This is a genomic window from Mycobacterium mantenii, from assembly GCF_010731775.1.
Classification (GTDB): Bacteria; Actinomycetota; Actinomycetes; order Mycobacteriales; family Mycobacteriaceae; genus Mycobacterium; species Mycobacterium mantenii.
In genome coordinates, this window is record NZ_AP022590.1 from 5,132,730 (window position 1) to 5,158,821 (window position 26,092).

Consider the following 26,092-nt stretch of genomic DNA (forward strand, 5'->3'; position numbering starts at 1 on the left):
GAGTGATCGGCGCCGAGCCGCTGGCCGGGCGCGACAGCGAATTGGGAAGCATTCGCCGCGCCCTGGCTGCGGGCGGCAACCACACGGGCGTTCTGATCGCCGGACCCGCCGGTGTGGGTAAGACCTGGCTCGCCCACGAAGTGCTGCGGCGTGCCGAGGCGTCGGGGGAGCGGACCCGGTGGATCGTCGGCACCGACTCGGCGCAGGCGCTGCCGCTGGGCGCGTTCATCGGCGCGATGACCGAGGCCATGAACGAGGCACGGTCGGATCCGTTGGCCGACGTACGACGCGTGATCAATTCGTTTGTCGCACAACAGCGTCAGCGCCGGGTGCTGGTCGGGGTCGACGACGCGCATCTGCTCGACGGACTCTCCGCACTCGTCGTCCACCAGCTGGCGCAGTCGGGTGGCATCCGGCTGGTGGTCACCGTGCGTACCGGCAGCGAAGAACCGGACGCCGTGACGGCCCTGTGGAAAGACGGGCTGTTGGAAAGGCTTGATCTCGAACCGTTTACGGCCGCCGCGACGCGCGAGGTCATCGAGGGCACGCTGGACGGTCCGGTCGATGCGCGCAGCGCAACGCGGTTCCAGAAGCTGACCGGCGGCAACGCGCTGTTCCTGCGTCAGCTGCTGGCCGACCAGGTGGCCGCCGGGCGGATGCGAAAGACGGCCGGGGTATGGATGTGGGACGGCGATGTCGCGGTCTCGGCGAGCCTGTCAGACACGGTGGGCCGTCAGATGGGTCGACTCAGCCCGGAAATGGCGATGGTGATCGACACGCTGTCGCAGTGTGAGCCGCTGGCCGTAGAGGTGCTGTGCGAGTTGGCCCGGCGCAGCGACCTGGCGGCCGCCGAGCGGATGGGCCTGGTGAGCATCGAACGCACCGGCGCCGGGTTGACGGCCAGGCTGGCCCACCCGCTGTTCGGTGAGCTGCGCCGGGCGAGCGCCGGTGAGCTGTACCTGTCGGAAATCCGGGGCAGGTTGGCGGTGCGGCTGGGCGAGGACGGCGACGCCGACATACAGGCCACGGTGCGCCGCGCGCTGCTGCGTCTCGAGTCGGACCTCGATCCCGACCCCGCGCTGTACCTGGAAGCGGCACGGCACGCGATGACCCTGCTGGATCTGGACCTGGCCGACCGGTTCGCCACCGCCGCCACCCAGGCCGGTGCGCCCGGCGCGGCGGGGGTGCGGGCCATGAACCTGGTGCTGCTGGGGCGGGGCGAGCCGGCCGAGTCGGCGCTGCGCGCGATGGCCGACAGCGACCTGCCCGACGGCCACCACTGGGCGACCGTGCGGGCGGCCAACTTGACGTGGAATCTCTTCAACCCCACCGAGGCGGCCGCGATCCTCGACGGTCTTGCTTCGCTCGATTCCGAGACACTGGCCCAGCGGGCGGAGCGGTTGGCGGTGCAGGCGTGCCTGGATGCGGCGGCGGCGCGCTGTGAGTTAGCGGCCGAAAAGGCTCGGGCCGCATTGGATTTCCCCGAACTGCCCGGCTTCCACACGATGATGGCCTCGCTGGCGTTGATCATGGCGATGGGGGCGCTGGGTCGGGTCGACGAGCTTCCCAGCGTGGCCGAGCAGGCGTTGCGGCGTGCGCCGACGTCGTTTCAGGCATCGCATATGCGGTTCTGGTTCGGCGCCGTCTACGGACGCGCCTGCCGGTTGACCGGTCGAATCGATGAATTCGTCAGCACAGCAAAACAATTGGCTGACTCGTCCCGTGACATCCCGGGCCTGGCGTATGCGAATCTGGCCTTGCTCTCGGGCAACGCCGAGCTTGCCCGCGGCGCCGTCGCCGAGGCGGCACGGCTGGTGCACGAGGCCGTGGCAGGAGTTGAAAGGCACTCCGTCACAACGGGTTTGCGTCCGGCGAGCTACTTCGCCCTGGCCGAGGCGCACGCCAAGCTCGGAGATGCCGCCGAGGCCAACGAGGCGGTTGTCGGCGCGCGCTCGTGTGTGCCGGCCGAATTTCTGTTCATGCACACCGGCCTGTCATTGGCCGACGGGTGGGCGATGGCGGCCGGCGGCCGGTTGGGTGAGGCCGTGGCATGTGTCGGGGAGGCGGCGCGGCTTGCCCGCGACCGCGGCCAGCCCACGCACGAGCTGGCTTGCATACAGGCGGCCGCGCAGTGGGGCGATGCCACACAGGCGGCGCGGGCGCGGGAGCTGGCCGAGGCGTTGTCGCTGCCGCTGGCCGATGCCGTCGCGTCGCATGCGGAGGCGTTGTCGGCACGCGACGCCGAGGGCCTGCTGGCGGCCTCGGCCGCGTACCGGCAGATCGGCGATCGGGTCGCTGCCGCCGACGCGGCGGCACAGGCGTCAGTGGTGTTCGACGAACACCAGCACCATCGCCGCGGCCTGTACGCCGCGGCGTTGGCCAGAGAGCTGGCCGACGAGTGCGGCGGCCTGCACACGCCGGCGCTGCACACTCCGACGGGCCTGAAGCTGTCCGGCCGGCAGCGCGATGTCGTCGAACTCGTGGTGGCCGGCCTGTCCAACCGCGAGATCGCCGAGAAGTTGGTGATGTCGGTGCGCACCGTGGAGGGCCACGTGTACCGGGCCTGCCAGCGGGTGGGGGCGCAGTCGCGCGAGGAGCTGGCCTCGATCATCCGATCGGGCCCCTGCGCGCCGCGCACGCCCTAGAGTCCCAGCAGCCGGGCCGAGGCCCACAGCGCGAGCACCGCCACCGCCAGCGAGGCGGGCACGGTGCACACGCCGAGACGGGTGTATTCGCCGACCCCGGCGTCGACGTCGTGCTGCCGTAACACGCGCCGCCACAACAGGTTCGACAGCGAACCGACGTAGGTCAGGTTGGGGCCGATGTTCACCCCGATCAGCACCGCCAGAATCGCCACCGGCCCACTCGGCGCGACCAGCGGCAGCAGCACCAGGGTGGCGGGGAGATTGTTGACCACGTTGGCCAGCACGGCGGCTATCGCGGCGATGGCGAGCAGCGCGGGCAGGCCCGAACCCGACGGCAGCACCGCCGACATCGCCCTGTCCATCCCGTTGAGCATGACCGCCTGCACCACGACGCCCAGCGCCAACACGAACACCAGGAACGACACGTTCACCGACCGCACGATGTCGGACACCGAGGTGTGCCGACGGCGCAGGCTGCGCACCGCCAGCACCGCGGCGCCGCACAGCGCCACCCAGGCCGGTGCGACGCCCACGGACTGGGCGACCGCGAACCCGGCCAGCGTGAGTGCGACGACCACCAGCACGAACACCGGAGGGCGGGGGGGCGCGCCCTGCTGCTCCGGGTCCGGTTGCACGCGCAGGTCCTTGGCGAAGAACCACCGGAAGATCACGTAGAGGATGGCCACCGCGCCCAGCCACGGTGCCGCCATCACCAACGTGAACTTGGTGAACGAGATGTTGGCGGTGTGAAAGGCCAGCAGGTTGGTCAGGTTCGACACCGGGAGTAACAGCGAGGCGCCGTTGGCCAGATGGGCGGTGGCGTAGGCGTAGGGCCGCACCCGGGTGCGCTCACGGCGGACGGCGGCCAGCACCACCGGGGTCAGCAGCACCACCGCGGCGTCGAGGCTCAGCACCGCGGTGATCACCGAGGAGATGACGAACACCCGCCGCAGCAGGCCGCCCGAGCCGACGCGCCCGCGGGTGATCGCCGCGCCCGCGGCCTCGAACAGGCCCTCGTCGTCGCACAACTTGGCCAGCACCAGCACCGCGCCCAGGAACGCGACCACCCCGGACAGCTCCGCGATCTGTTTCGCCGCTTGCTGGACCGAGATCGCGCCGACCGCGATCAGGATCAGGGCCGCCGGGACCGCCGCCAACGCCTCGGACCAGCCCTTGGGGCGCGCGACGGCGAACGCGAGGACAACAGCAAGCAGCAACAGCGCAAGCGTCAGGGCCAACGTCTAGACCGCTTCGCTCCACGGGTCCTCGCGCCGCCACACCGTGGGCAGGTGCACCGAAGCACCGTCCTGTGCGGCCAGCTCGTCGAGGATACGGATGGAGACATCCAAGTCGTCGCCGGCATAGGGCAACGCGCGCAACGGCTTTGTCAGCGGGCGGAAGAAGTCGTCCCAGTGGATGAGGATCACCCGGCGGGCCCCGACCGCGCGGACGGTCTCGGTCCAGTAGTCGACCAGGTATGACCGCGGCTGCAGGCCCAGCTGCCCGACGGACAGGTACACGGCGTCGGCGCGGTGGCCGGCCAGGGCGCCCTTGACGAAGCCGGCGCTGCCCTGGATCAGCAGCCGCCGGCCCGTCGGCCGGTGGTGCACAAGCGTCGACCAGGACTCCCCGCAGCGGTACGCCGACGCCTTCACCGGCGGCGTCACCGGTTCGTCGATGACGCCGGGAAAGCGGTCGGGCGGGCAGTGGTGCGATTCGATCAGGGTGACGTCGTAGGCACCCAACCGCATCGGTTCGCCGTCGACCGCGACGACGATCCGGTTTACCGGCAGCCCGTATCCGCGCCCGACGTTGGCCGCCGACTGCCCGCCGACCAACTGGGCGCCGGTGCGGTCGGCGACCAGCGCGGAGTCCAGCACGTGGTCGATGTGGGTATGCACCGGAATGACCGCCGCCAGCCGCGAAACCTTGGCCCGGGCAAGGCATCCGTCGACGCGCGCGGCCGAGGGTGCCACCTTGCCGGCCGCGACCTTGGCCAGGCTCGGCCGGGAGAAGTAACCGTCGGTCATCAACGCCGACGAGCCGTCATCGATCAACAGGGTCGCCACGCCCATCCAGGTCACCGAGAGCCCGTCGGGTTCGGCGGCGGGCGTGTCGAACCGGTCCGCGTACCGCGCGATATCGGGACGCCCGAGTTTGAGGCGCATCAGCAGAAGGCCCTGATTTCGATGCCGGCCGTCGTGAGGCGGTGGCGAACGGCGGTGGCGATCTGCACCGCTCCCGGCGAATCGCCATGCACGCAAACCGATTCCACTTTCAGGGCGAGCTGGGTGCCGTCGATCGCGGTGACCTGCCCCGAGCCGACCATGGTCACCATCCGGTCGGCGATCGCCGCCGGGTCCTGCAGCACCGCGCCCGGCTCCCCTCGGGACACCAGCCGGCCGTCGGGGTGGTAGGCGCGATCGGCGAAAGCCTCTGCGACCGTCCGCAATTCGCGGCGATCAGCTTCGTCGAAGAACGCCGAGCCCGCCATGCCCAGCACCGGCAACCCGGCATCCACCAGGCGCACCGCCTCGGCCACGGCGGCAGCCTGCTCGGTGTGTGTCACGATCGTGTTGTACAGCGCGCCATGCGGTTTGACATAGGACACCGTCGAGCCCGCCGCGTGCGCCATGGCCTGCAGCGCGCCGATCTGATACACCACGTCGGCGATGAGGTCTTCGGCGGTGACGTCGATGAAGCGCCTGCCGAACCCGGCCAGGTCGCGATAGCTCACCTGCGCTCCGATGCGGACTCCGCGCTCGGCGGCCGTTCGGCACACCCGCAGCAGGCCCGCGGGGTCGCCGGCGTGGAAACCGCACGCCACGCTGGCGCTCGTGACGAGGCCGAGCATGGCGTCGTCGTCACCCAGGCTCCAGACGCCGAAGCCCTCGCCCAGGTCGGCGTTGAGGTCGATGGGGGCCACCCACCCAGCTTATGCGGCGGCCTCTCGGCGGCGTCCGATCAGCCAGCAGACCAGATAGATCAGGAACGAGATGCCCGCGACGAACACCGACACCGGCACGCCGGGCGCCAGGGACAGCACCAGGCCGCCGACGGCGGACACCTCGGCGAACACCACGGAGGTCACGATCGCCGCCGCCGGCGAGGCGACCACCCGGGCCGCCGCGGCCGCCGGTGTGATCAGCAGCGACATCACCAGCAGCGCACCGACGATCTGCACCGCCTGGGCCGCGACCACGCCGACCAATGCGGCGAACACGATGCCCAGGGCGTAGACCGGCACACCGCGGGCCGCGGCCACGTCGGGATCGGCGGTGGCGAACAGCAGCGGGCGGTAACACGTTGCCAGCACGGCGATGACGAGCACGCAGACCAGCGCCAGCATGGTCAGGCCCGTGTAGCCGACCCCGACGATCTGACCGGTCAGCAGGGCGAAACTGGTCGAGGTGCGGCCCGGGTAGAGATGGATGAACAACACCGCCAGGCCCAACCCGAACGCCAGCACCACGCCGATCACCGAATCGCGCTCCCGGTCGCGCCGCCCGAGAACCCCGAACAGCGCCGCGGCCAGCGCGCTGCCGATCAGCGCGCCCAGACCCACTCCGAGCCCGACCAGCAGCGCGAATGCGGCTCCGGTCAGCGACAATTCGCTGGAACCGTGCACGGCGAACGACATCTGACGCATCACGATGAACGGCCCGATCAGCCCGGCGACCAGTCCGAGCAGGGCGGCCGCCGCCAGCGCTTGCTGCACGAAGTCGTGGCCGAGCAGGTGCGCGGTGATGTCGAAGGCAAACAGATGGTCCAGCAGGCCGGCGAGCCGATGCTCCATCAGCAGTGCCCGTCATCGCGAGCGCCGGCCACCACGTAGCCGTCCTTGACCTTCAACACCTGGATGTCGGATTGGTACAGCGCCGAGAGTGTCTGACTGGTCATCACCTGCTCGACGGTGCCGATCTCGAACCGGCCGTTGACCAGATAGAGCAGCCGGTCCACGTACGGCAAAATCGGGTTGATCTCGTGGGTGACGACGATGACCGTGGTCGCAGCGTCCTGGCGGCGCCGTTCGATCAGCGCCGACACCAGCTTGGCGTTGGCCGGGTCCAGCGTCAGCAGCGGTTCGTCGCACAACAGCAACAGCGGATCGCTGACCAGGGCCTGGGCGATGCGCACCCGCTGCAACTCGCCGCCGGACATCGTTCCGACCCGGACGTCGGCCAGGTGTTCGCCGTTGACCTGGCGCAGCGCCTGCCGCACGGCCGCGCGCCGGCGGGCCCGGTCGGCGGACCGCAGCGGGACGGCGCCCCAGCGCGGCCCGTCGAGACCCAGCCGAACCAGGTCGCGGCCGCGCAGCATCACGTCGGCGTCCATCGGACGGTGTTGGGGCACATAGCCGATGCGCCCGCTGCCCGAGGTGATCGGCTTGCCGTCCACCAGCCCGGCGCCGGCGCTCAGCGCCAGCTGCCCGAGCAGCACCTTGAGTAGTGACGTCTTGCCGCTGCCGTTGGGGCCCAGCACCGCGATGAACTCGCCGCGCGACACCGACAGGTCGAGGTGGTCCCACAGCACCCGGTCACCGAACGACAGCCGGGCCCCGCGCAGCGAAACGGTCTCGGTGGGGTTTTCGATGGCCGCGACGGGTTCGAGGCTCATGACGGCAGGGGCCGGCTCGAGTGCACGGCGGACTGCAGCTGGTTGACCGTATTGCGTTGCCAGGATAGGTAATCCGCGCCGTCGGGCAGCGTCTCGGACACGTCGGTGACCGGGACACCCGCGCGCCGCGCCGCATCGCGCAAGCTATTGATCGCGGTCGTGGAGGTCTGCGGATTGACCAGCACCGCCGCCACCTGACGCCGGTCGACCAGGTCGAGGACCCTCGCCATGTCGGCCGGAGCGGGATCGGTCTCGTTCTCGACGGCCGCCTCGAAGGTGGGCGGGGCCAGGTTCACCAGGCCTGACGCCTTCAGCAGGTAGAAGGCGACCGGTTCGGTCGCGACCACCGGGGTGTTGTGATTGGTGGTCGCCATCGCGTGTTCGGCGCCGGCGATGGAGTCGGCGTCGCGGCCGAACGTGGCGGCGTTGGCCCGATAGTCGGCGGCGTTGCCCGGGTCGATCGTCGCGAGACGCTCGGCGATGGTGGCCGCGACCGACTTGGCGACGCCCAGGTCGTAGAAGACGTGCTCGTTGCGGGCCTGTCCGTCGTTCGCCAGGAACGAGTAGGCGTCGATCGGCTTGGCCTCGGGGTGGTGGGCCAGCACGTCGTCGACCCATCCGTCGTACCCGCCGCCGTTGAACACGACCAGCGGGGCATCGGCGATCGCGGCCGCATCCGCGGGGCTGACCTCATAGGAGTGCGGGTCGACGTCCGCCCCGCTGAGAATGGAATTCACGGCGACATGGCGGCCCGCGACGGCACGCGCCACGCTGCCCCAGACGTCGGTGGAGGCGACGACGGAAAGCGCGCGTGAATGCGCGGCGCCGCTGCAGCCGGTGAGCACCGTCCCGCCGGCCAACACCAGCGCGGCCGCCAGCCATCGCGTCGCATCGGCAGTTCTGGCCCTAGCCGTTCGATGCCGCGTCAGTGCAGTGCGCACGCCCGATTTCCTCCTGCCGGCCAGTCGGCCGATCCTACATACTAATGAAAATCGTTTCCATTACAAAGCCGCAAGTGGGAAGCGCGTACGCGCGGGCCCCGATCCGCTGTAGCCTCACCGAACGTGAGTCCCACACCGCGCCGGCGTGCGACTCTGGCGTCGCTGGCGGACGAGCTCAACGTTTCGCGCACGACGATCTCGAATGCCTTTAACCGGCCCGATCAGCTCTCCCCGGACCTCCGCGAGCGCGTGCTCGCGACGGCCAAGCGGCTGGGGTACGCCGGGCCCGACCCGGTGGCGCGATCGTTGCGGACCCGCAAGGCCGGCGCGGTCGGTCTGGTGATGGCCGAACCCCTGACCTACTTCTTCAGCGACCCCGCCGCGCGGGACTTCGTCACCGGGGTGGCGCAGTCGTGCGAAGCGCTGGGGCAGGGGCTGCTGCTGGTGGCCGTCGGGCCCAGTCGCAGCCTCAAAGACGGTTCCGCCGCGGTGCTTTCGGCCGGGGTGGACGGCTTCGTGGTGTATTCGGTGTGCGACGAGGATCCCTACCTGCAAGTGGTGCTGCAGCGCCGGCTGCCGGTCGTGGTGGTCGACCAACCCAAGGGGCTGGCCGGCGTTTCGCGGGTGGGCATCGACGACAGGGCGGCGATGCGCGAGCTCGCCGACTATGTGCTGGGGTTGGGGCATCGCGAGATCGGGCTGCTGACCATGCGGCTGGGCCGCGACCGGCGCCAGGGCCTGGTGGGCACCGACCGGTTGCGCTCGCCGACCTTCGACGTGCAACGCGAGCGCATCATCGGCGTGTGGGAGGCGATGACGGCCGCCGGCGTCGACCCCGATTCGCTGACCGTGGTGGAAAGCTACGAGCACCTACCCGAATCGGGCGGCGCGGCAGCCAAGGTGGCGCTGGAGGCCAATCCGCGGATCACCGCGCTCATGTGCACCGCGGACATCTTGGCGCTGTCCGCGATGGATTACCTCCGGGCACATGGCATTTACGTGCCCGGCCAGATGACCGTCACCGGATTCGACGGCGTTCCCGACGCCATCAACCGCGGCCTGACGACGGTGTCGCAGCCCAGCCTGCAGAAGGGCCGCCGGGCGGGCGAGCTGTTGTTGAAGCCGCCACGGACAGGCACGCCGGGCCTGCCGGCCGTCGAGCTCCTGGACACCGAGCTCGTCCGGGGCCGCACCGCCGGTCCGCCGGCCTGAGCCGGGCTATGTGGAGTCCTGGTCGCCGATCAGCAGCCGCACGGCCAGGTCCAGCCGCTTGCTGACGTCGGTGGCCGAGGCCCGCCGGGTCAGCCACGCCAGCAGATTCGACAGCCACACGTCCGAGATCACCCGGGCGATGTGGTACTGGTCTTCGGTCGGTTCGCCGTCGGCCATCGCGCGCGCGAACATCGAATCGATGAGCTTCTCGACCTGATCGACCTCGCTGGCGGCCGACGCGTCGGCGAACACGTAGGCACGCGTCATCGCCTCGGTCAGCAGGGGATTGCGTTGCATCGCGCGGTTGAGCTTGCCCACCATGAAGTTGAGTCGCTGGAAGGGCGTGCCCCCGGCCATCGCCGAGCGGTCGGTCTTGGCGTCGATGCGGCTGAACTCGCGGCCCAACGCCGACACCAGCAGGTGCACCTTCGACGGGAAATACCGATACAGGGTCCCCACCGCGACATCGGCGCGATCGGCCACCGCCCGCATCTGAACCGCCTCGTAGCCGCCCTTGGAGGCGATGGCCATGGTGGCATCCAAGATGCGCTTGCGGCGTTCCCGCTGCGCCTCCGACCCCAGTTCGGACTCCGCCAGTACCGCCACGTTTATGACCTCGCGCGGCTGCGAGTCAGAAACTCGGCTCGAATTTGCGTTGGCTGGCATGTGACGGTTTGCTCCTGTTCCGCGCGGTTCGTTTGCAAACGATACGCATTCTGCGTGTTAATTTCCCACCTCCACACCGCCGCGGACAAGCGCATGTGCTGCTGTAATGCCGTTCGACTTGACGGTCGATCACTGGCACTATTAGAACACGTTCTAGTGTGCGGGGAGCGGGTTGCGTGCCAATCCGTGGTGGAAGAGATACCCGCTTGCGGGTGATCGCACAATCAAGACAGGGGTCCGCGGGCCCCGTCGAGTCAAGGACGCGGAGGTCCTCAGGGTGGTAGCGACCGTCACCGACGAGCAGTTTGCCGCGCGCGCCCTGGTGCGCGACTGGGCCCGCAATTCGACGTCGGGGCCGGGTGGCACCGCGGCGATCCGCGACGTGGAGCAGGGCAAGTCCGACGCCTGGCGGCCGGTGTTCTCCCGGCTGGCCGAGCTGGGGATCTTCGGTGTCGCGATCCCGGAGGAGTCAGGCGGGGCGGGCGGCAGCATCGAAGACCTGTGCGCGATGGTCGAGGAGGCGGCCAAAGCGCTGGTTCCCGGCCCGGTCGCCACCACCGCGCTGGCCACCTTGGTCCTCTCCGAGGCTGGGTCGGACCCGGAGCTGCTGGCGGCGCTGGCCGCCGGGGAGCGCTTCGCCGGGCTGGCGCTGCAGGGTGACATTCGGTTCGACGGCGCGACGTCGAAGGCCTCGGGGAGCCTGCCGTTCGCGCTGGGCGTCGCCGACGGCGCCGTCCTGTTGGCGCCGGCCGACGGGAAGTGGCTGCTGATCGACACCGGCGGCGAGGGCGCGCAGATCGAACCCCTGCGGGCCACCGACTTCTCCCGGCCGTTGGCGCGGGTGGTGCTGGACTCGGCCCCTGCCACGGTCGTGTCGGACACCCCCGACCGCGTCGAGGAGCTGGCCGCGACGGTGCTGGCGGCCGAGGCGGCCGGCATCACCCGATGGTCGCTGGAGACCGCCGTCGACTACGCCAAGGTCCGCGAGCAGTTCGGCAAGCCGATCGGCAGCTTCCAGGCCATCAAGCACATCTGCGCCGAGATGCTGTGCCGTGCCGAGCAGGCCGAGGTGGCCGCCGCCGATGCCGCGCGCGCCGCCGCCGAGGGCGACGAATCCCAGTTCTCCATCGCCGCGGCCCTGGCCGCGGGCACCGGCATCGCCGCGGTGAAGGCCAACGTCAAGGACTGCATCCAGGTGCTCGGCGGTATCGGCTGCACGTGGGAGCACGACGCGCACTTGTACCTGCGCCGGGCGCACGCCATCGGCCGATTCCTGGGCGGGGCCGAGACCTGGCTGCGCCGCATCACCGCGCTGACTCAGGGCGGGGTGCGACGCCGGTTGGGTATCGACCTGAGCGAGGTCGAGGATCAGCGGCCGGAGATCACCGCCGCCGTCGCCAAGATCGCGGACCTGCCCGAGCAGGAGCGGCAGGCCGCGCTGGCCGAGGCGGGCCTGCAGGCGCCGCACTGGCCGCCGCCCTACGGGCGCGGCGCGGGCCCGGCCGAGCAGCTGCTGATCGATCAGGAGCTGGCGGCGGCCGGGGTGGCCCGGCCCGATCTGGTGATCGGCTGGTGGGCCGCGCCGACCATCCTCGAGCACGGCACGCCGCAACAGGTCGAGCGCTTTGTGCCGGGCACCACCCGGGGCGAATTCCTATGGTGTCAGCTGTTTTCCGAGCCGGGAGCCGGCTCGGACCTGGCGTCGCTGCGCACCAAGGCGGTCCGGACCGAGGGCGGCTGGAACCTGACCGGGCAGAAGGTGTGGACGTCGGCGGCGCACAAGGCGCGCTGGGGCGTGTGCCTGGCCCGCACCGATCCGGACGCGCCGAAACACAAAGGCATCACCTACTTCCTGGTGGAGATGAGCTCGCCGGGCATCGAGATCCGCCCGCTGCGCGAGATCACCGGTGACTCCCTGTTCAACGAGGTGTTCCTGGACAACGTGTTCGTTCCCGACGAACTGGTCGTCGGCGAGGTGAACGACGGCTGGCGGCTGGCCCGCACCACGCTGGCCAACGAGCGGGTCGCGATGGCCAACGGAACGGCGCTGGGCAACCCGATGGAGGAGCTGCTCAAGCTGCTCGCCGAGCTCGACCTCGACGCCGCGGAGCAAGACCGGTTGGGACGGTTGATCATCGCCGCGCAGACCGGCGCGCTGCTGGATCAGCGGATCGCTCAGCTGGCCGTGGGCGGCCAAGATCCCGGGGCGCAGTCCAGCGTGCGCAAGCTCATCGGGGTCCGCTACCGCCAGGCCCTGGCCGAATACACGATGGACGTGTCCGAGGGCGGCGGCCTGGTGCACAACCAGGCGGTGTTCGACTTCCTCAACACCCGCTGCCTCACCATCGCCGGCGGCACCGAGCAGATCCTGCTCACCGTCGCCGCCGAGCGGCTTCTCGGTTTGCCGCGCTAGCTGAGATCCGATGCGGCAGAACGTAATTCGTCTAACGCCTCGCATGTCATGGAGCCCAGGTCTCCGCTTTCGCCCGGTTCGGCCCAGCGGGCGTAGGCCGATTGGAACGCCAGCGCACCGAGCTCGGCGGCCAACAGGGCGGTCGGCTCGGGCACGCCGCGCGCCTGCAGCGCGTGGACCATCGCCTGCGCCAGCCCAATCTGCTTGAGCGCGTTGCGTTCTTGAAGTTCGGCGCTGGCGGCGATCGCGGCCTTGAGCCGGGGCGCGAGCTCCGCGGCCGGCAAAACGGACGGCGTTGTGTACCTGGCGTTCTCGCACGACTTCACCCGTGCCGGGGACGCGATCGGCGACGAAGCCCGTGCGGTGGCCGCGCTCGGCGCCGCGCTGGTCGGCACCGGCAAGCCGCTGGTGCTCGCGAACGGCACCCCGGCGGTGCCCGGACGTCCCAGCACCGAAGACGATCCGTTCAACGTCGAGGGGCCGATGGCCGGGCGCGGCCGCACCGGACAGGCAGTCGTCGAACTCGCCGAGCGCGGCGTCCGGTCGGCCGTGGTGCGGCTGCCGCGGTCGGTCCACGACGCCGGCGGGCGCTACGGCTTCGCCGGCATGCTGATTCAGGCCGCGCGACAGCGCGGTGTGTCGGCCTACGTCGGCGACGGCGCCCAACGCTGGCCGGCCGTGCATCGGGACGACACCGCGACGTTGTTCCGGCTCGCCCTCGAACAGGCCCCGCCCGGCTCGGTACCGCACGCGGTGGGTGACGAGGGGGATCCGATGCGGGCGATCGCCGAGGTGATCGGCCGCCGCCTCGGTCTACCCGCCGAGCCCGCCCCGGCCGAGAGCTTCGGACCGCTCGGCCCCATCTCGGCCGCCGACCAGCCCTCGTCCAGCGCGCTGACCCGCCAACGATTCAGCTGGAAGCCGACCGGTCCAAGCCTGCTCGAAGACCTGGAGACTGGTGCCTACGCCGAGTAGGGGTCAGGAGAACGTGGTCACCGCGCAGGTGCTCGGGGACGTGATGTTGACCCCGGAGTAGACCACCTGGATGTGGGTGCACGCGATGACGTTGTTGTCCGTCTTGGGCTGGCCCGTCTGCCAATCGGTGGAGTCGATGCGCCCGTGCGTCTGGTACTTCTCCGGCGGGCCCTCGCCCATGTAGATCGTGGTGATCTCGTCGGAACCCATCGACTTGTGCACCCGCTCATACTGGTCGTCGGCGTGCGCATCGAGGTAGGCCAACCGGTTCGAGGACCGGATCTCGGTGGTTTGCCGGGCCCACAGCCCGGGCGGGAAGCCGGTCACCCCGTCCGGCGTCAGCATGTCGGCCCCGGCGGTGAAGTCGCAATGGCCGTCGGCCTTGAAGCAGTTGAGGATGGCCCGCGTCTCCAGCTGGTTGGGTCCGTCCAACGGGAACAGCGTGGTGGCGGTGTTGCTCGCCGCCGCGCACACACCGGCCGGCAGAAACATCGGCAGCACTGCGACGACCGCGAATCCCGATACCAGCCGCATCATCGATGCTCCCCTTCGCTCCGACCCCAGGGTGAACTTAACCCGCGACTACTCGTCGTAGGTGACTTCTACCGAATCAGATTCGGGGTGAGATTGACAGGCCAGGATCAGGCCCTCGTCGAGATCCTGCTGCTCGAGCACGTCGTTGACTTCCATGCTCACCTTGCCGCCGCGCAACGTGCAGGCACACGCACCGCAGTGACCCTCGCGGCAGGAGAAGGGCGCGTCGAGGCCCTTGGCCAGCAGCACATCGAGCAACTTGGCGTTGCGCGGCCACGACACGGTGTGGGTTTCGCCGTCGAGTTCCACCACCGCGGTCGCCGGCGGCTCGTCACCCTCCGGGGTGTCCTCGATCTTCACCGCCGCGAACGGATCGGAGTCCAGCGACTTGAACACTTCGATATGGATCTGCGGCGCAGGAACTTTCAGCGTTTCCAGCGCTTCTTTCGCTGAATCCATGAAGGCGCCCGGGCCGCAGATGTAGACGGGCCGATCCGTGTAGGGGGCGGCCAGCTTGGCCAGCGCGGTCACGCCGGGCAGGCCCTGCAGCGATTCCAGCCAGTGGAGCACCGTCAGCCGGTCGGGATATTTGGCGGACAGCTCGCGCAGCGCGTCGGCGAAGATCACCGAGCGGTCGTCGCGGTTGGCGTAGACCAGCGTCACCTGCCCGCCGCCCTCGGCCAGCGCCGACTTGCAGATCGACATGATCGGGGTGATCCCACTGCCCGCGGCCATCAGCAGGAAGTCGTCGCCCAGCGTTTTGGGCACGAAGTTGCCGGACGGGGCCAGCACGTGGATCCGCATGCCCTTGTGCGCGTGGTCGCACAGCCAGTTGGACGCGTAACCGTCCGCCGTGCGTTTGACCGTGACCGTGAGCGCATCGCCGGTGAACGGCGAGCTGCACAACGAATAGCAGCGGGCCACCGACCCGGTGCGCTCGCTGGGAACGCGCAGCGTCAAGAACTGGCCCGGCGCGTACCGGAGCCGCTCGGGCGGGATGTCGGGGTCTCCGGCGTCGTCCGGTACCGCGAACACCAGCGACCGCGCGTCGTCGGTCTCGTCGATGACCTCGGCGACCTGCAGTTCAAGGACGTGGTCACCGAGTGGCTCGTCGGGAATCGCCTCGGTCAAGGCCCGTCCCTTCCTTTCGTCGCAACTAGAACATGTTACAGAAAAGTGGATTCGTATCGCTACCAGCCGCAGGAATACCCTGCTCGACACAAATCGGAACGTGTTCTAGTCTCTGGTGTAAGTCCGCTGAGTAAGTCTGGCGCAGGAGGCAAACGTAAGTGACGTCCATTCAACAGCGTGATGCGCAGTCGGTTTTGGCTGGCATCGATGATCTGCTCCCGCGGATCCGGGAACGCGCTCAGGCGACGGAAGATCTGCGGCGGCTCCCCGACGAGACCGTCCAGGATCTGCAGGAGGTGGGCTTCTTCACCCTGTTGCAGCCCGAGCAGTGGGGCGGGTTGCAGTGCGATCCGGCGCTGTTCTACGAGGCGGTCCGGCGGCTGGCCAGCGCGTGTGGATCCACCGGTTGGGTGAGCTCGATCATCGGCGTGCACAACTGGCACCTGGCCCTGTTCGACCAGCAGGCGCAGGAGGAGGTCTGGGGCGAGGACCCGGCGACCCGGGTCTCGTCGTCGTACGCTCCGATGGGCGCGGGCGTGGTGACCGACGGCGGCTACCTGGTCAACGGATCGTGGAACTGGTCCTCGGGCTGCGACCACGCCACGTGGGCGTTCCTCGGCGGACCGGTGATCAAGGACGGCCGCCCGGTCGACTTCGGCTCGTTCCTGATCCCGCGCAGCGAGTACCGCATCGACGACGTGTGGCACGTCGTCGGCCTGCGGGGCACCGGCAGCAACACCGTCGTCGTCAAGGACGTCTTCGTGCCGCGGCACCGGTTCTTGTCCTACAAGGCGATGAATGACGGCACCGCGGGCGGATATCAGACCAACACCGCCGCCGTCTACAAGATGCCCTGGGGCACAATGCATCCCACCACCATCTCGGCGCCGATCGTCGGCATGGCCTACGGGGCATACGACGCGCACGTCGAGCATCAGGGCAAGCGGGTGCGGGCGGCGTTCGCCGGCGAAAAGGCCAAGGACGACCCGTTCGCCAAGGTCCGCATCGCCGAGGCGGCCAGCGACATCGACGCGGCGTGGCGCCAGCTGAGCGGCAACGTCGCCGACGAGTACGCGCTGCTGTCCGCCGGCAAGGAGATCCCGTTCGATCTGCGTGCCCGCGCCCGCCGTGACCAGGTGCGCGCCACCGGGCGTGCGATCGCCTCCATCGACCGGCTGTTCGAGGCCTCCGGAGCCACCGCCCTGGGCAACGACCAACCGGTGCAACGGTTCTGGCGCGACGCACACGCCGGCCGGGTGCATGCGGCCAACGACCCCGAGCGGGCCTACCAGATCTTCGGGAACAACGAGTTCGGGTTGCCCCCGGGCGACACGATGGTCTGATGACCTCGGCAACCGAAGAGATAACCTTCGAATCGACTTCGCGGTACGCCGAGGTTGACGTCGACGGTCCGCTCAAGCTGCACTACCACGAAGCGGGCGAAGGCAACGAGCAGACGGTGGTGCTGCTGCACGGTGGCGGCCCGGGCGCGGCGAGTTGGACCAACTTCTCGCGTAACATCCCGGTGCTGGCCAAGCAATTCCACGTGCTGGCCGTCGACCAGCCCGGGTACGGCCACTCCGACAAGCGCGCCGAGCACGGCCAGTTCAACCACTACGCGGCGCGGGCCCTGGCGGGTCTCTTCGATCAGCTGGGCCTGGGACGTGTTCCGCTGGTTGGCAATTCGCTCGGGGGTGGCACCGCGGTGCGGTTCGCCCTCGACTACCCCGACCACGCCGGACGCCTGGTGCTGATGGGGCCCGGCGGGGTGAGCGTCAACCTGTTCGCCCCCGACCCGACCGAGGGCGTCAAACGACTGGGCAAGTTCTCCGCCGAACCCACCCGCGAAAACCTCGAGGCGTTTCTGCGGGTGATGGTCTACGACCAGAAACTGATCACCGACGAATTGATCGACCAGCGTTTCGAGCTGGCCAGCACGCCCGAATCGCTGACGGCGACGCGGGCGATGGGAATGTCGTTCGCCGGAGCCGATTTCGAGCTCGGCATGATGTGGCGCGAGGTGCACCGGCTGCGTCAGCCGGTGCTGCTGATCTGGGGCCGCGAGGACCGGGTCAACCCGCTGGACGGTGCGTTGGTCGCACTGAAAACCATTCCGCGCGCCCAGCTTCACGTTTTCGGGCAATGTGGGCACTGGGCGCAGGTGGAGAAATTCGACGAGTTCAACAGGCTCACCATCGATTTCCTGGGAGGTGCGCGATGAGCATCCGTTCTCTGGGCTATCTGCGTATCGAGGCCACCGACATGGCGGCCTGGCGCGAGTACGGCCTGAAGGTCCTCGGCATGGTTGAGGGCAATGGCACAGGCGAGGGCGCGCTGTATCTGCGGATGGACGATTTTCCCGCCCGGCTGGTGATCGTGCCCGGCGAGCAGGACCGGCTCATCGAGGCCAGTTGGGAGTGCGCGAACGCCGCTGGCCTGCAAGAGATCCGGAACCGGCTCGACATCGAGGGCGCGCCCTACAAGGAGGCCACCGCCGCCGAGCTGGCCGATCGCCGGGTGGACGAGATGATCCGGTTCGCCGACCCGTCCGGCAACTGCCTGGAGGTCTTCCACGGGGCGGCCCTCGAACACCGCCGGGTGGTCAGCCCGTACGGACACAAGTTCGTCACCGAGGAGCAGGGCCTGGGGCACGTGGTGCTGACCACCCGGGATGACGAAGAGACGCTGCACTTCTACCGCGACGTGCTGGACTTCAAGCTGCGTGACTCGATGCGGCTGCCGCCCCAGGTGGTCGGCCGTCCCGCCGACGGACCGCCGGCCTGGCTGCGGTTCCTGGGCTGCAACCCTCGCCACCACAGCCTGGCCTTCATGCCCGGACAGACCCCCAGCGGCATCGTCCACCTGATGGTCGAGGTCGAGAATTCCGACGATGTCGGGCTGTGCCTGGACCGGGCGCTGCGTAAGAAGGTGCCGATGTCGGCGACCCTGGGCCGCCACGTCAACGACCTGATGCTGTCCTTCTACATGAAGACGCCAAGTGGATTCGACGTCGAATTCGGTTGTGAGGGAAGGAGAGTCGCAGACGACGACTGGATCGCCCGGGAGAGCACCGCGATCAGCCTGTGGGGCCACGACTTCAGCGTCGGCTTCAAGGGTTAAATTCGGGGTATGACTGCCGCGCCGATCGATCCGCGCACGTTCCGCAGCGTGCTCGGCCAGTTCTGCACCGGGATCACCATCATCACCACCGTGCACGAGGACGTTCCGGTCGGCTTCGCCTGCCAATCCTTCGCGGCGCTGTCGCTTGATCCGCCGCTGGTGCTGTTCTGCCCCACCAAGGTGTCGCGGTCGTGGAAGGCCATCGAGGCCAGCGGCCAGTTCTGCGTCAACATGCTGACCGAGCAGCAGAAGCACGTCTCGGCCCGCTTCGGCTCCAAGGAGCCCGACAAGTTCGCCGGGATCGACTGGCACCCTTCCGAACTCGGATCACCGATCATCGACGGTTCACTGGCCTACATCGACTGCACGGTGGCTTCCGCGCATGACGGCGGCGATCACTTCGTGGTTTTCGGTGCGGTGCAATCGCTTTCGGAGGCCCCCAAGATCAAGCCGCGGCCGCTGTTGTTCTATCGCGGTGAATACACCGGCATCGAACCGGACAAGACGACGCCGGCGCAGTGGCGCGACGACCTGGAAGCGTTCCTGACGACCACCACCCAGGACACCTGGCTGTAGCGGCTTGCTACGTGGTCGCGCCGCGCTGGGTCCCCGCGTCGCGGTGTTCGCCCGACAGGTTCACCGTGGGGGAGTTGTCCGGGATCGGCTGCTCCTGGCTCCACGCGGCGTCGCGGTCGGGGCCGACCTCGCCGGCAGCCGCGTCCTTTTCGGCCTTCACCCTCGGGTCGAGGCTCTCGGCACGCTGCCATTGCTCGTCCAGCTGTTGGCGCGAGGACGCGGCTTCCGTCTGATGCGCCGACGCCCGGTCCTGCAGCCGGGCGGCCTCTGCCGCCTTGGCCTCGGCTTCCGCCTGCGCGGCACGTGCTTTCGCGGCCGTCTCGGCGGCCAGCGCCTCGCGGCGCTCGACCTTGGCGGTTTCCAGCTTGGCCTGTTCGCGAAGTTTCTCGGCCTCCCGCTGGTGGCGGCGCCTGGTCGCGGCGCGGGCCGCGATGACGAGCGCGGCGATCACCAGGACAGCCACAACTACGGCGATGACGATCCAGACGGTGTTCATGATGGGCTCCGTTGTCGGTAAGGGGAGCTCTAAGGCCCAATTCGGCGGGTTGCCGCATTCGGCACGATTGAAACCACCGCTTCGGCCCGACACCACGGGCCAGAATGGGGTCATGACGCTGGATCTCGACGCGTACTTCATCCGCATCGGCTACCGGGGCGCCGCCGAGCCGACCCTCGAGGTGCTGCAGGATCTGATGACCGCGCACACCGCCTCGATCCCGTTCGAGAACCTTGATCCGCTGACGGGAGTGCCGGTCCACGACCTGAGCCCGGAAGCCCTGACCGACAAGCTGGTCCACCGGCGCCGCGGGGGCTACTGCTACGAGCAAAATGGGCTGATGGGCTACGCGCTCGCCGAGATCGGGTTCCGGGTGCGGCGGTTGGCCGGCCGGGTGGTGTGGATGCTGCCGCCCGACACGCCGCCCGGAGCCCAGACGCACACGGTGCTGGCGGTGACGTTCCCGGGCTCGCAGGGTTCGTTTCTGGTCGACGTCGGCTTCGGTGGCCAGACGCTGACCTCTCCCATTCGCTTGCAGACCGGGAACGCCCAGCAGACCACACACGAGCCGTACCGGCTGAACGACCGCGGTGACGGCCTGGTCCTGCAAGCGCTGGTCCGGGGCGAATGGCAGCCGCTGTACGTATTCGGCACCCAGACCGTGCCGCAGGTCGATCTGAAGGTGGGCAGCTGGTATGTCTCCACGCACCCGTCGTCGATATTCGTGACCGGCCTGATGGCGGCGCTGACCACCGACGACGCGCGGTACAACCTGGCCGGCCGGAACCTGACCATCCACCGCGCCGACGGTAGCGAGAAGATCCGCCTCGACGACGCGGCGGCGGTCGTCGACGTCCTCGGTGAGCGGTTCGGCATCGACGTTACGGGCATCGGCGACCGCGGAGCGCTTGAGGCGCACATCGAGCGGGTGCTCGACGCGTAGGCGACCCGTCCGCCGTCGCTAGCGGGATGAAAGCCAGGGGCCGAGGCGGCGCACGGCTTCCTCGATGTCGTTCGTAGGGCCCGCGAAGGACAGCCGCACGAACGAATTTCCGCGCGCGGTGTCGAAGTCGATTCCCGGTGCGATCGCAACGCCGGTCTCTTCCAACAACTTTGAGCAGAACGCGATCGAGTTGTCGGTGAAACCCGAGACGTCGGCATATACGTAGAACGCGCCGTCGGTCGGGGCCAGCCGCTCGACGCCGATGCTGCGCAGCCCGTCGAGCACCAAGGAGCGGTTGGTCGCGTAGTGGTGCAGGTGGCCGTCGGCTTCGGCGGTCGCCTCCGGGGTGAAGGCCGCCACCGCGGCGAGTTGCGACAGCACCGGCGGGCAGATGGTGAAGTTCCCGGTGAGGCAATCCACCGCGCGGCGCAGCTCGGATGGCACCAGCAGCCAGCCCAGCCGCCAGCCGGTCATCGCGTAGTACTTCGAAAAGCTGTTGACCACCACGGCGTTTCGCGATGTCTGCCACGCGCAGCTGGTCTGCGGAGCTCCTTGATAGACCAAACCGTGGTAGACCTCGTCGCTGATCAGCCGCGCCCCGGACGCGTCGCACCAGGAGGCGATGGCGGCCAGCTCGGCCGGCTCGATGACCGTGCCGGTGGGGTTGGCCGGGCTTGCGACGATGACACCCTGCACCGGGGGATCGAGCTCGGCGAGCATCTGCGCGGTCGGCTGGAAGCGGGTTTGTGGTCCGCAGGGGATTTCCACCACCTCGCATCCCAATGCCGACAGGATGTTTCGGTAGCACGGGTAGCCGGGGCTGGCCAGCGCCACCCGATCGCCGACGTCGAAGCAGGCCAGAAAGGTGAGCAGGAAGCCACCCGAGGAGCCCGTGGTGATCACCACCGCGTCGGGTTCGACGTCGAGCCCGTGTTGGCGTTGGTAGTCCGCGGCGATCGCGGCACGCAGTTCGGGGGTGCCCAACGACACCGAGTAACCCAGCTCGTTGGAATGCACTGCGGCGGCCGCGGCCGCTCGCACCGGCTCGGGCGCTCCCACGCTGGGCTGACCCGCTGACAGGTTGACCAAGTCGCCGTGGCTGCGCTGCCGTTCCGCGGCCGCCAGCCAGACATCCATCACATAGAACGGTGGGATGCCGGCGCGCAGCGAGACACGGTCGGTCACGGCGTGTTGAGTACCTCGGATTCCAGTCGCTTAAGCAGTTCTTGCGACGAATCGAGCAGGTGTGCACTGCCGTGGGCACGCTTGAAGTACAGGTGCATGTCGTGTTCCCAGGTGATCGCGATGCCGCCGTGCAGTTGGATGCCTTCGGCGGCCACGGTGTTCAGCGCCTCGGTGGCCGCAAGGCGGGCGGCTGCGGCGTTGGTGGGGGTGGGGTCATCGCAGGCATCAGCGACGACGGCCTTCGCCGCGGCGACGGTGACGTACAGGTCGGCCATCCGGTGCTTGAGCGCCTGGAAACTACCGATCGGCCGGCCGAATTGCTCTCGCTCCTTGGCGTATTCGACGGTTAGTTCCAGGCAGCGTTCGGCGGCGCCGATCTGCTCGGCCGCCAACAGGACGGCCGCCTTGTCCGCCAGGCCCGGGTCGGTGCCGATCGGCTCGGTTTCCTCGGCTGCCAGGCGTGCCAGGCGCCGGGTCGGGTCCATCGTGGTGACGGGCTCCGCGGCGAATCGGGTCCACCTGCTCAGCTGTCCGTCCTCGACGGCGACCACGACGTCGGCGATGTCGCCGTTGACGACGTAGTCGGCGTCGAGCACCAGCGCGCCGATCGAGGCGCCCTCGGCCAGGCCTTCCAGCGTCGCGGCGTCCGGCTCGGTCGCGCTCAGCAGCGCCAGCTCGGCCAGCGTGGTGCCCAGCAGCGGAGAGGGCACCAGGGCGCGGCCCAGCTCCTGCAAAACGGCTGCGGCATCAGCTAATTCGCCGCCCGCGCCGCCCAACTCCTCGGGTATCACCAGCGCCGCGGCGCCGACCTGTTCGCACAGCAGCTGCCATAGCGATTCGTCGTAGCCGCGGTCGGATTCCATGGCCGAACGCACCGCCGCCGGCGCGGCGTGCTTGGCGACCAGGGCGGCGACCGTCTCGGCCAGCATCTGCCGTTCTTCACTCATGGGCGCCGCTCCTTCTCATCGCTTCCTCTGCATCGTCGCGGCGCGACTCATCGCACTCATAGCGCCTCCAGCACTCGCCGCCGATGTTCCTCCGGCGTCCCCCACGCGGATCGCAGTGCCTGCACCCGCAGCAGCAACAGCGACAGGTCGTGCTCCTGGGTGAAACCGATTGCGCCGTGGGTCTGCAGCGCCGAGCGCGCCGCCAGCAGGCCCGCCTCGGATGCGGCCGCCTTGGCCGCGCTGACGTCGCGCGGGTCCATCGTCAGGGCCGCGCCATACACGAGCGGCCGGGCCAGCTCGATGGCGATGTGCACGTCGGCGAGCTTGTGCTTGATCGCCTGGTACGAGCCGATCACCCGGCCGAACTGGGTGCGTTGCTTGGCGTAGTCGACCGCACCGTCGCGCAGCGCCTCGGCCGCCCCGATCAGCTGCGCCGCGGTCGCCAATGCGCCGAACTGGTAGGCGCGCTTGACTATTCCTTTCGGAACCTGCCAGCTTCTGCCGGTCGCGGCCACGTCGGAGAGCTTTCGGCTGGGGTCAACGGACTCGTGTACGTCACCCGGTGTCGCCTCGGTAACACCCTCCTCGGTGGCCAGCAGCACCAGACCGGCCACCTCGGCGGAGACGGCGCGCGGTGTCTGCGGCGGCAGCGCGACGGTGGCGATCAGCTCACCGGACGCCAGTGCGGCGCAGCGCTCGGCGTGATCGTCGGAGGCGAGCAAGACCGGTGCCACAGCGATGGATTCGACCACCGGCCCCGGTACGCACCACCGCCCGAGGCGCTCGACGGCCACGACCAGGTCGACCGGATCGGCCTCGATGCCGTCGAATTTCTCCGGCACGGCCAGGGCAGTGACGCCGAGGTTGGCCAACTGCTCCCAGACCTTGCGTCCCGGTGCGGTATCTCCCGCGGACCAGGCGCGCACCGCGCCGGGCAGGTCCGCCGCGCCGAGCGCCGCGTCGATGCTGGCCGCGAAGTCGCGCTGCTGTTCGTCTAGCGCAAATTTCACTTCTTGCCCCCCGGCTTTTCGCGCGGCAGTCCCAGCAACCGCTCGGAGATGATGTTGCGCTGAATCTCGTTGGTGCCGGCGTAGATCGGGCCACCCAGCGCGAACAGCAGACCCTCGGTCCACCGGCTCGCGAGCTCCCCGTCGGCGGCGAGCAGATCCAGGGCGGTCTGGTGCAATTCGACGTCGAGGTCAGACCAGAACACCTTGGTCACCGACGATTCGGCGCCCAGCTCGCCGCCGAGGGCCAGCCGGGTCACCGTGCCGAAGGTCTGCAGCCGGTAGGCCTGCGCCTTGATCCAGCCGTCGGCGACCCGGTCGGCGAATGCGTCCGGTGAGCCGCTGTCCTTCCACAGCTGCACCAGCCGCTCGGCGGTGGCCAGGAAGCGGGCCGGGCTGCGCAGCGACATGCCGCGCTCGTTGCTCGAGGTGCTCATGGCCGCCCGCCAGCCCTCGTGCGGGGTGCCGATCACGTCCTCGTCGGGCACGAAGACGTCGTCGAGGAAGATCTCGCCGAAGCCGGTGTCGCCGCCCAGTTGGACGATGGGCCGGACCGTGACGCCCTTGGCCTTCAGATCGAACATGAAGTACGTCAGGCCGTTGTGCCGCTCGGCGCCGGGGTCGGAGCGGAAGAGCCCAAAACCGCTCTCGGCGAACGGCGCTCGCGAGCTCCAGATCTTCTGGCCGTTGAGCAGCCAGCCGCCGTCGGTCTGGGTGGCGGTGGAGCGCAGCGACGCCAGGTCGCTGCCGGATTCGGGCTCCGACCACGCCTGGGCCCAGATCTCTTCCCCGCTGGCCATTTTCGGCAGGATCCGGTCGCGCTGTTCTTCGGTGCCGTGCGCGAAGAGCGTCGGCGCGAGCATCGAGGTGCCGTTGGCGCTGGCCCGGCCCGGCGCCCCCGCCCGGAAGTACTCCTCCTCGAACACCACCCAGTGCAGCAGCGGCGCGTCGCGGCCCCCGTACTTCTTCGGCCAGGTGATCACCGACAGGCCGGCGTCGAACAACACGCGGTCCCAATGCCGATGCTGGTCAAAGCCTTCGGCGTTGTCATACGACTTCGTCGGGATCGAATCGGCGTTGGCCGACAGGAATTCCCGCACCTCCGCCTGGAAGGCCAAGGTGTCTTCGTCCAGTTCCAGATCCATCAGCCTTGCTCTCGCAGTTGTGGTTTGAGCACCTTGCCGCCCGCATTGCGCGGCAACGCGTCGACGAACCGCACCAACCGCGGTGCCTTGAAGTTCGCTAAATGCTCACGGGCGTAAGCGATCACGGATTGTTCGTCGAGTTCGGCGCCGGGCCGGGTGACCAAGTACGCCCGGCCGACTTCGCCGAGCCGTTCGTCGGGAACCCCGATCACCGCGGCGTCGGCCACGCCGTCCATCCGGGTCAGTACCTGCTCGACCTCGGCGGGGTAGACGTTGAATCCGCCGCAGATATACATGTCTTTCAGCCGGTCGGTGATGCGCAGGTTGCCGGCGGCGTCGACGGCGCCGATGTCACCGGTGTGCAGCCACCCGTCGGTGTCGATGGCGGCCGCGGTGGCCTCCGGGTCTTCGAGGTAGCCCAGCATCACGTTCGGCCCGCGCAGCAGGACCTCGCCCTCTTCGCCGGGAGTGCTTGCGTCGATGCGTAATTCGAAGTCGGCGAACGGACGTCCGCAGGTGGTGGCGACGGTGACCGCGTCGTCGTCGGCGCGGCACATGGTTCCCATGCCGTTGGCCTCGGTCAGCCCGTAGGCGGTCAGCACGATGTCGATGTCGAGTTCGGATTGCATGCGTTCGACCAGGACGACCGGCACGGTCGCGGCCCCGGTCACCGCGAACCGCAGCGAGCTCAGGTCGTAGTCGTTGCGTGCCGGGTGGTCCAGCAGGGTCTGGTAGATGGTGGGCGGCCCGGGCAGCACGGTGATGCGGTGCCGCTCGATGGCTTGCAGCGCGCGCAGCGGGTCGAAGGTCAGGTGGGGGATCAGCGTCGCACCGGTCTGCAGGCAGGCCAGGATGCCGGCCTTGTAGCCGAAGTTGTGGAAGAACGGGTTGATGCACAGGTAGCGGTCGTCGCTGGTGATCTTGCCGTTCGCCGCCCAGGCCGCCGAGGCCGACAGCGATTGCCGGTGCGCGCACAGCACGCCTTTGCTGCGGCCGGTCGTACCGGACGTGAAGAGGATGTCGCTGACGTCGTCGGGTTCGACGGCGGACGCACGGGCGGCGACCGCGTCGAGGTCGCCGCCGCGGGCGATGAATTCGTCCCACGTCCCGTCGTCGGCGTCGACCGGGATCCGCACGATGTGCCGCAGCGCGGGCAGCGCCGCACGGTCCAGGTCGGCGACGCGGTCGTGGCCCAGGAATCGGCCCATCCCGAACAGCACCGGCGCGCCGGTGCGGGCCAGGATGTCGCTGGCCTCGTCGGCGGTGTAGCGGGTGTTCAGCGGCACCATCGTGGCCCCGGCGTGGTGGATGGCCAGGCAGGCCACCACCCAGTGCCAGGTGTTCGGGGACCAGATGGCCACCCGGTCGCCCGCCCGCACGCCGAGGTCGATGAGGGCGGCGGCGGCCCGGTGCACCTCGTCGCGCAGCGCGGCGGCGGTGAAGGACCGGTCTTCGGTGATCAACGCGTCGTGGTCGGGGAGTTGGCCCGCAAAACGATCCAGCGCCGCGGGCACCGTGCGCGGATCGTCGGTCATCGGA

24 protein-coding genes and 1 pseudogene are annotated in these 26,092 nt (G+C 69.2%); 9 read left to right on the forward strand and 16 right to left on the reverse strand.

Annotated elements, in window-relative coordinates; all coding sequences use genetic code 11:
- Positions 1–2: 2 nt before the first annotated feature.
- Positions 3–2,645 carry a LuxR C-terminal-related transcriptional regulator gene (locus tag G6N50_RS23545; RefSeq protein ID WP_083095417.1) on the forward strand — a complete coding sequence of 881 codons (2,643 nt, stop codon included), beginning with the start codon at positions 3–5 and terminating at the stop codon, positions 2,643–2,645.
- Here G6N50_RS23545 and G6N50_RS23550 read toward each other — a convergent pair.
- The 6 genes from G6N50_RS23550 to G6N50_RS23575 are packed head-to-tail and all read right to left on the reverse strand — an operon-like array spanning position 2,642 to position 8,203.
- A complete protein-coding gene (locus tag G6N50_RS23550) occupies positions 2,642–3,883 on the reverse strand; it encodes an SLC13 family permease (protein WP_083095418.1) in 1,242 nt (413 codons plus the stop codon). The two genes, G6N50_RS23545 and G6N50_RS23550, sit on opposite strands and share 4 nt — an antisense overlap.
- A gap of 3 nt (positions 3,884–3,886) precedes the next feature.
- Positions 3,887–4,813: an MBL fold metallo-hydrolase gene (locus G6N50_RS23555; protein WP_083095419.1), complete on the reverse strand. Its 927-nt coding sequence runs from the start codon at positions 4,811–4,813 to the stop codon at positions 3,887–3,889.
- Positions 4,813–5,571: a LamB/YcsF family protein gene (locus G6N50_RS23560; protein ID WP_083095420.1), complete on the reverse strand. Its 759-nt coding sequence runs from the start codon at positions 5,569–5,571 to the stop codon at positions 4,813–4,815. The genes G6N50_RS23555 and G6N50_RS23560 overlap by 1 nt, the downstream gene beginning before the upstream one ends.
- 9 nt (positions 5,572–5,580) lie before the next feature.
- Positions 5,581–6,441 (reverse strand): metal ABC transporter permease, encoded by an 861-nt coding sequence (locus G6N50_RS23565; RefSeq protein ID WP_083095421.1) that lies wholly within the window; start codon positions 6,439–6,441, stop codon positions 5,581–5,583.
- A complete protein-coding gene (locus G6N50_RS23570) occupies positions 6,441–7,262 on the reverse strand; it encodes a metal ABC transporter ATP-binding protein (protein ID WP_083095422.1) in 822 nt (273 codons plus the stop codon). The genes G6N50_RS23565 and G6N50_RS23570 overlap by 1 nt, the downstream gene beginning before the upstream one ends.
- Positions 7,259–8,203 (reverse strand): metal ABC transporter solute-binding protein, Zn/Mn family, encoded by a 945-nt coding sequence (locus tag G6N50_RS23575; protein ID WP_083095423.1) that lies wholly within the window; start codon positions 8,201–8,203, stop codon positions 7,259–7,261. The genes G6N50_RS23570 and G6N50_RS23575 overlap by 4 nt, the downstream gene beginning before the upstream one ends.
- Positions 8,204–8,326: 123 nt before the next feature.
- Between G6N50_RS23575 and G6N50_RS23580 the strand changes: the two genes are divergently transcribed.
- A complete protein-coding gene (locus tag G6N50_RS23580) occupies positions 8,327–9,415 on the forward strand; it encodes a LacI family DNA-binding transcriptional regulator (protein WP_083095424.1) in 1,089 nt (362 codons plus the stop codon).
- A gap of 6 nt (positions 9,416–9,421) precedes the next feature.
- Here the strand turns inward: G6N50_RS23580 and kstR are convergent, their stop codons facing one another.
- A complete protein-coding gene (kstR, locus tag G6N50_RS23585) occupies positions 9,422–10,021 on the reverse strand; it encodes a cholesterol catabolism transcriptional regulator KstR (RefSeq protein WP_083095425.1) in 600 nt (199 codons plus the stop codon).
- Positions 10,022–10,358: 337 nt separating this feature from the next.
- On the opposite strand from kstR, the gene G6N50_RS23590 reads away from it, so the two are divergent.
- Positions 10,359–12,494 (forward strand): acyl-CoA dehydrogenase, encoded by a 2,136-nt coding sequence (locus tag G6N50_RS23590; RefSeq protein ID WP_083095426.1) that lies wholly within the window; start codon positions 10,359–10,361, stop codon positions 12,492–12,494.
- Here the strand turns inward: G6N50_RS23590 and G6N50_RS23595 are convergent.
- Positions 12,491–12,772 (reverse strand): annotated as a pseudogene (locus tag G6N50_RS23595) (TetR family transcriptional regulator); the annotation flags it as partial. The gene G6N50_RS23590 and the pseudogene G6N50_RS23595 overlap by 4 nt on opposite strands.
- Before the next feature lie 19 nt (positions 12,773–12,791).
- Here G6N50_RS23595 and G6N50_RS23600 point away from each other — a divergent pair.
- A complete protein-coding gene (locus G6N50_RS23600) occupies positions 12,792–13,469 on the forward strand; it encodes a Rossmann-fold NAD(P)-binding domain-containing protein (protein ID WP_232068824.1) in 678 nt (225 codons plus the stop codon).
- Between the two features lie 3 nt (positions 13,470–13,472).
- On the opposite strand, the gene G6N50_RS23605 is transcribed toward G6N50_RS23600, so the two are convergent.
- Both G6N50_RS23605 and G6N50_RS23610 read right to left on the reverse strand, forming a co-directional pair.
- Positions 13,473–14,006, reverse strand: a complete 534-nt coding sequence (locus tag G6N50_RS23605) for a hypothetical protein (RefSeq protein WP_083095427.1) — start codon at positions 14,004–14,006, stop codon at positions 13,473–13,475.
- A 45-nt stretch (positions 14,007–14,051) separates the two neighbouring features.
- Complete coding sequence (locus G6N50_RS23610; RefSeq protein ID WP_083095428.1) at positions 14,052–15,134, reverse strand: ferredoxin--NADP reductase; 1,083 nt, start codon at positions 15,132–15,134, stop codon at positions 14,052–14,054.
- A 158-nt stretch (positions 15,135–15,292) separates the two neighbouring features.
- Between G6N50_RS23610 and hsaA the strand changes: the two genes are divergently transcribed.
- From hsaA to hsaB, 4 genes are read left to right on the forward strand one after another with little or no spacing between them, the layout of a single operon-like run.
- Complete coding sequence (gene hsaA, locus G6N50_RS23615) at positions 15,293–16,477, forward strand: 3-hydroxy-9,10-secoandrosta-1,3,5(10)-triene-9,17-dione monooxygenase oxygenase subunit (RefSeq protein WP_083095429.1); 1,185 nt, start codon at positions 15,293–15,295, stop codon at positions 16,475–16,477.
- Complete coding sequence (gene hsaD, locus G6N50_RS23620; RefSeq protein ID WP_083095430.1) at positions 16,477–17,355, forward strand: 4,5:9,10-diseco-3-hydroxy-5,9,17-trioxoandrosta-1(10),2-diene-4-oate hydrolase; 879 nt, start codon at positions 16,477–16,479, stop codon at positions 17,353–17,355. The genes hsaA and hsaD overlap by 1 nt, the downstream gene beginning before the upstream one ends.
- Entirely contained in the window at positions 17,352–18,254 is a 903-nt protein-coding gene (hsaC, locus tag G6N50_RS23625) for an iron-dependent extradiol dioxygenase HsaC (RefSeq protein WP_083095431.1), read from the forward strand. The genes hsaD and hsaC overlap by 4 nt, the downstream gene beginning before the upstream one ends.
- Before the next feature lie 9 nt (positions 18,255–18,263).
- A complete protein-coding gene (gene hsaB / locus G6N50_RS23630; protein WP_083095432.1) occupies positions 18,264–18,830 on the forward strand; it encodes a 3-hydroxy-9,10-secoandrosta-1,3,5(10)-triene-9,17-dione monooxygenase reductase subunit in 567 nt (188 codons plus the stop codon).
- A 7-nt stretch (positions 18,831–18,837) separates the two neighbouring features.
- Here the strand turns inward: hsaB and G6N50_RS23635 are convergent, their stop codons facing one another.
- A complete protein-coding gene (locus G6N50_RS23635; RefSeq protein WP_179970056.1) occupies positions 18,838–19,326 on the reverse strand; it encodes a hypothetical protein in 489 nt (162 codons plus the stop codon).
- A 112-nt stretch (positions 19,327–19,438) separates the two neighbouring features.
- On the opposite strand from G6N50_RS23635, the gene G6N50_RS23640 reads away from it, so the two are divergent.
- Positions 19,439–20,269: an arylamine N-acetyltransferase family protein gene (locus G6N50_RS23640; protein ID WP_083095433.1), complete on the forward strand. Its 831-nt coding sequence runs from the start codon at positions 19,439–19,441 to the stop codon at positions 20,267–20,269.
- Between the two features lie 18 nt (positions 20,270–20,287).
- Here G6N50_RS23640 and G6N50_RS23645 read toward each other — a convergent pair whose 3' ends face one another.
- Genes G6N50_RS23645 through fadD3 form a run of 5 tightly spaced genes read right to left on the reverse strand, consistent with a single transcriptional unit; the run spans position 20,288 to position 26,088 of the window.
- Entirely contained in the window at positions 20,288–21,454 is a 1,167-nt protein-coding gene (locus G6N50_RS23645) for a pyridoxal phosphate-dependent aminotransferase (protein ID WP_083095434.1), read from the reverse strand.
- On the reverse strand, positions 21,451–22,401 hold the full coding sequence (ipdE2, locus tag G6N50_RS23650; RefSeq protein ID WP_083095435.1) for an acyl-CoA dehydrogenase IpdE2: 951 nt from the start codon (positions 22,399–22,401) through the stop codon (positions 21,451–21,453). The genes G6N50_RS23645 and ipdE2 overlap by 4 nt, the downstream gene beginning before the upstream one ends.
- 56 nt (positions 22,402–22,457) lie before the next feature.
- Complete coding sequence (locus tag G6N50_RS23655) at positions 22,458–23,411, reverse strand: acyl-CoA dehydrogenase family protein (RefSeq protein ID WP_163650889.1); 954 nt, start codon at positions 23,409–23,411, stop codon at positions 22,458–22,460.
- Positions 23,408–24,553 (reverse strand): acyl-CoA dehydrogenase family protein, encoded by a 1,146-nt coding sequence (locus G6N50_RS23660; protein WP_083095437.1) that lies wholly within the window; start codon positions 24,551–24,553, stop codon positions 23,408–23,410. The genes G6N50_RS23655 and G6N50_RS23660 overlap by 4 nt, the downstream gene beginning before the upstream one ends.
- Positions 24,553–26,088: a 3-((3aS,4S,7aS)-7a-methyl-1,5-dioxo-octahydro-1H-inden-4-yl)propanoate--CoA ligase FadD3 gene (gene fadD3, locus G6N50_RS23665; RefSeq protein WP_083095438.1), complete on the reverse strand. Its 1,536-nt coding sequence runs from the start codon at positions 26,086–26,088 to the stop codon at positions 24,553–24,555. The genes G6N50_RS23660 and fadD3 overlap by 1 nt, the downstream gene beginning before the upstream one ends.
- Positions 26,089–26,092: the final 4 nt, after the last annotated feature.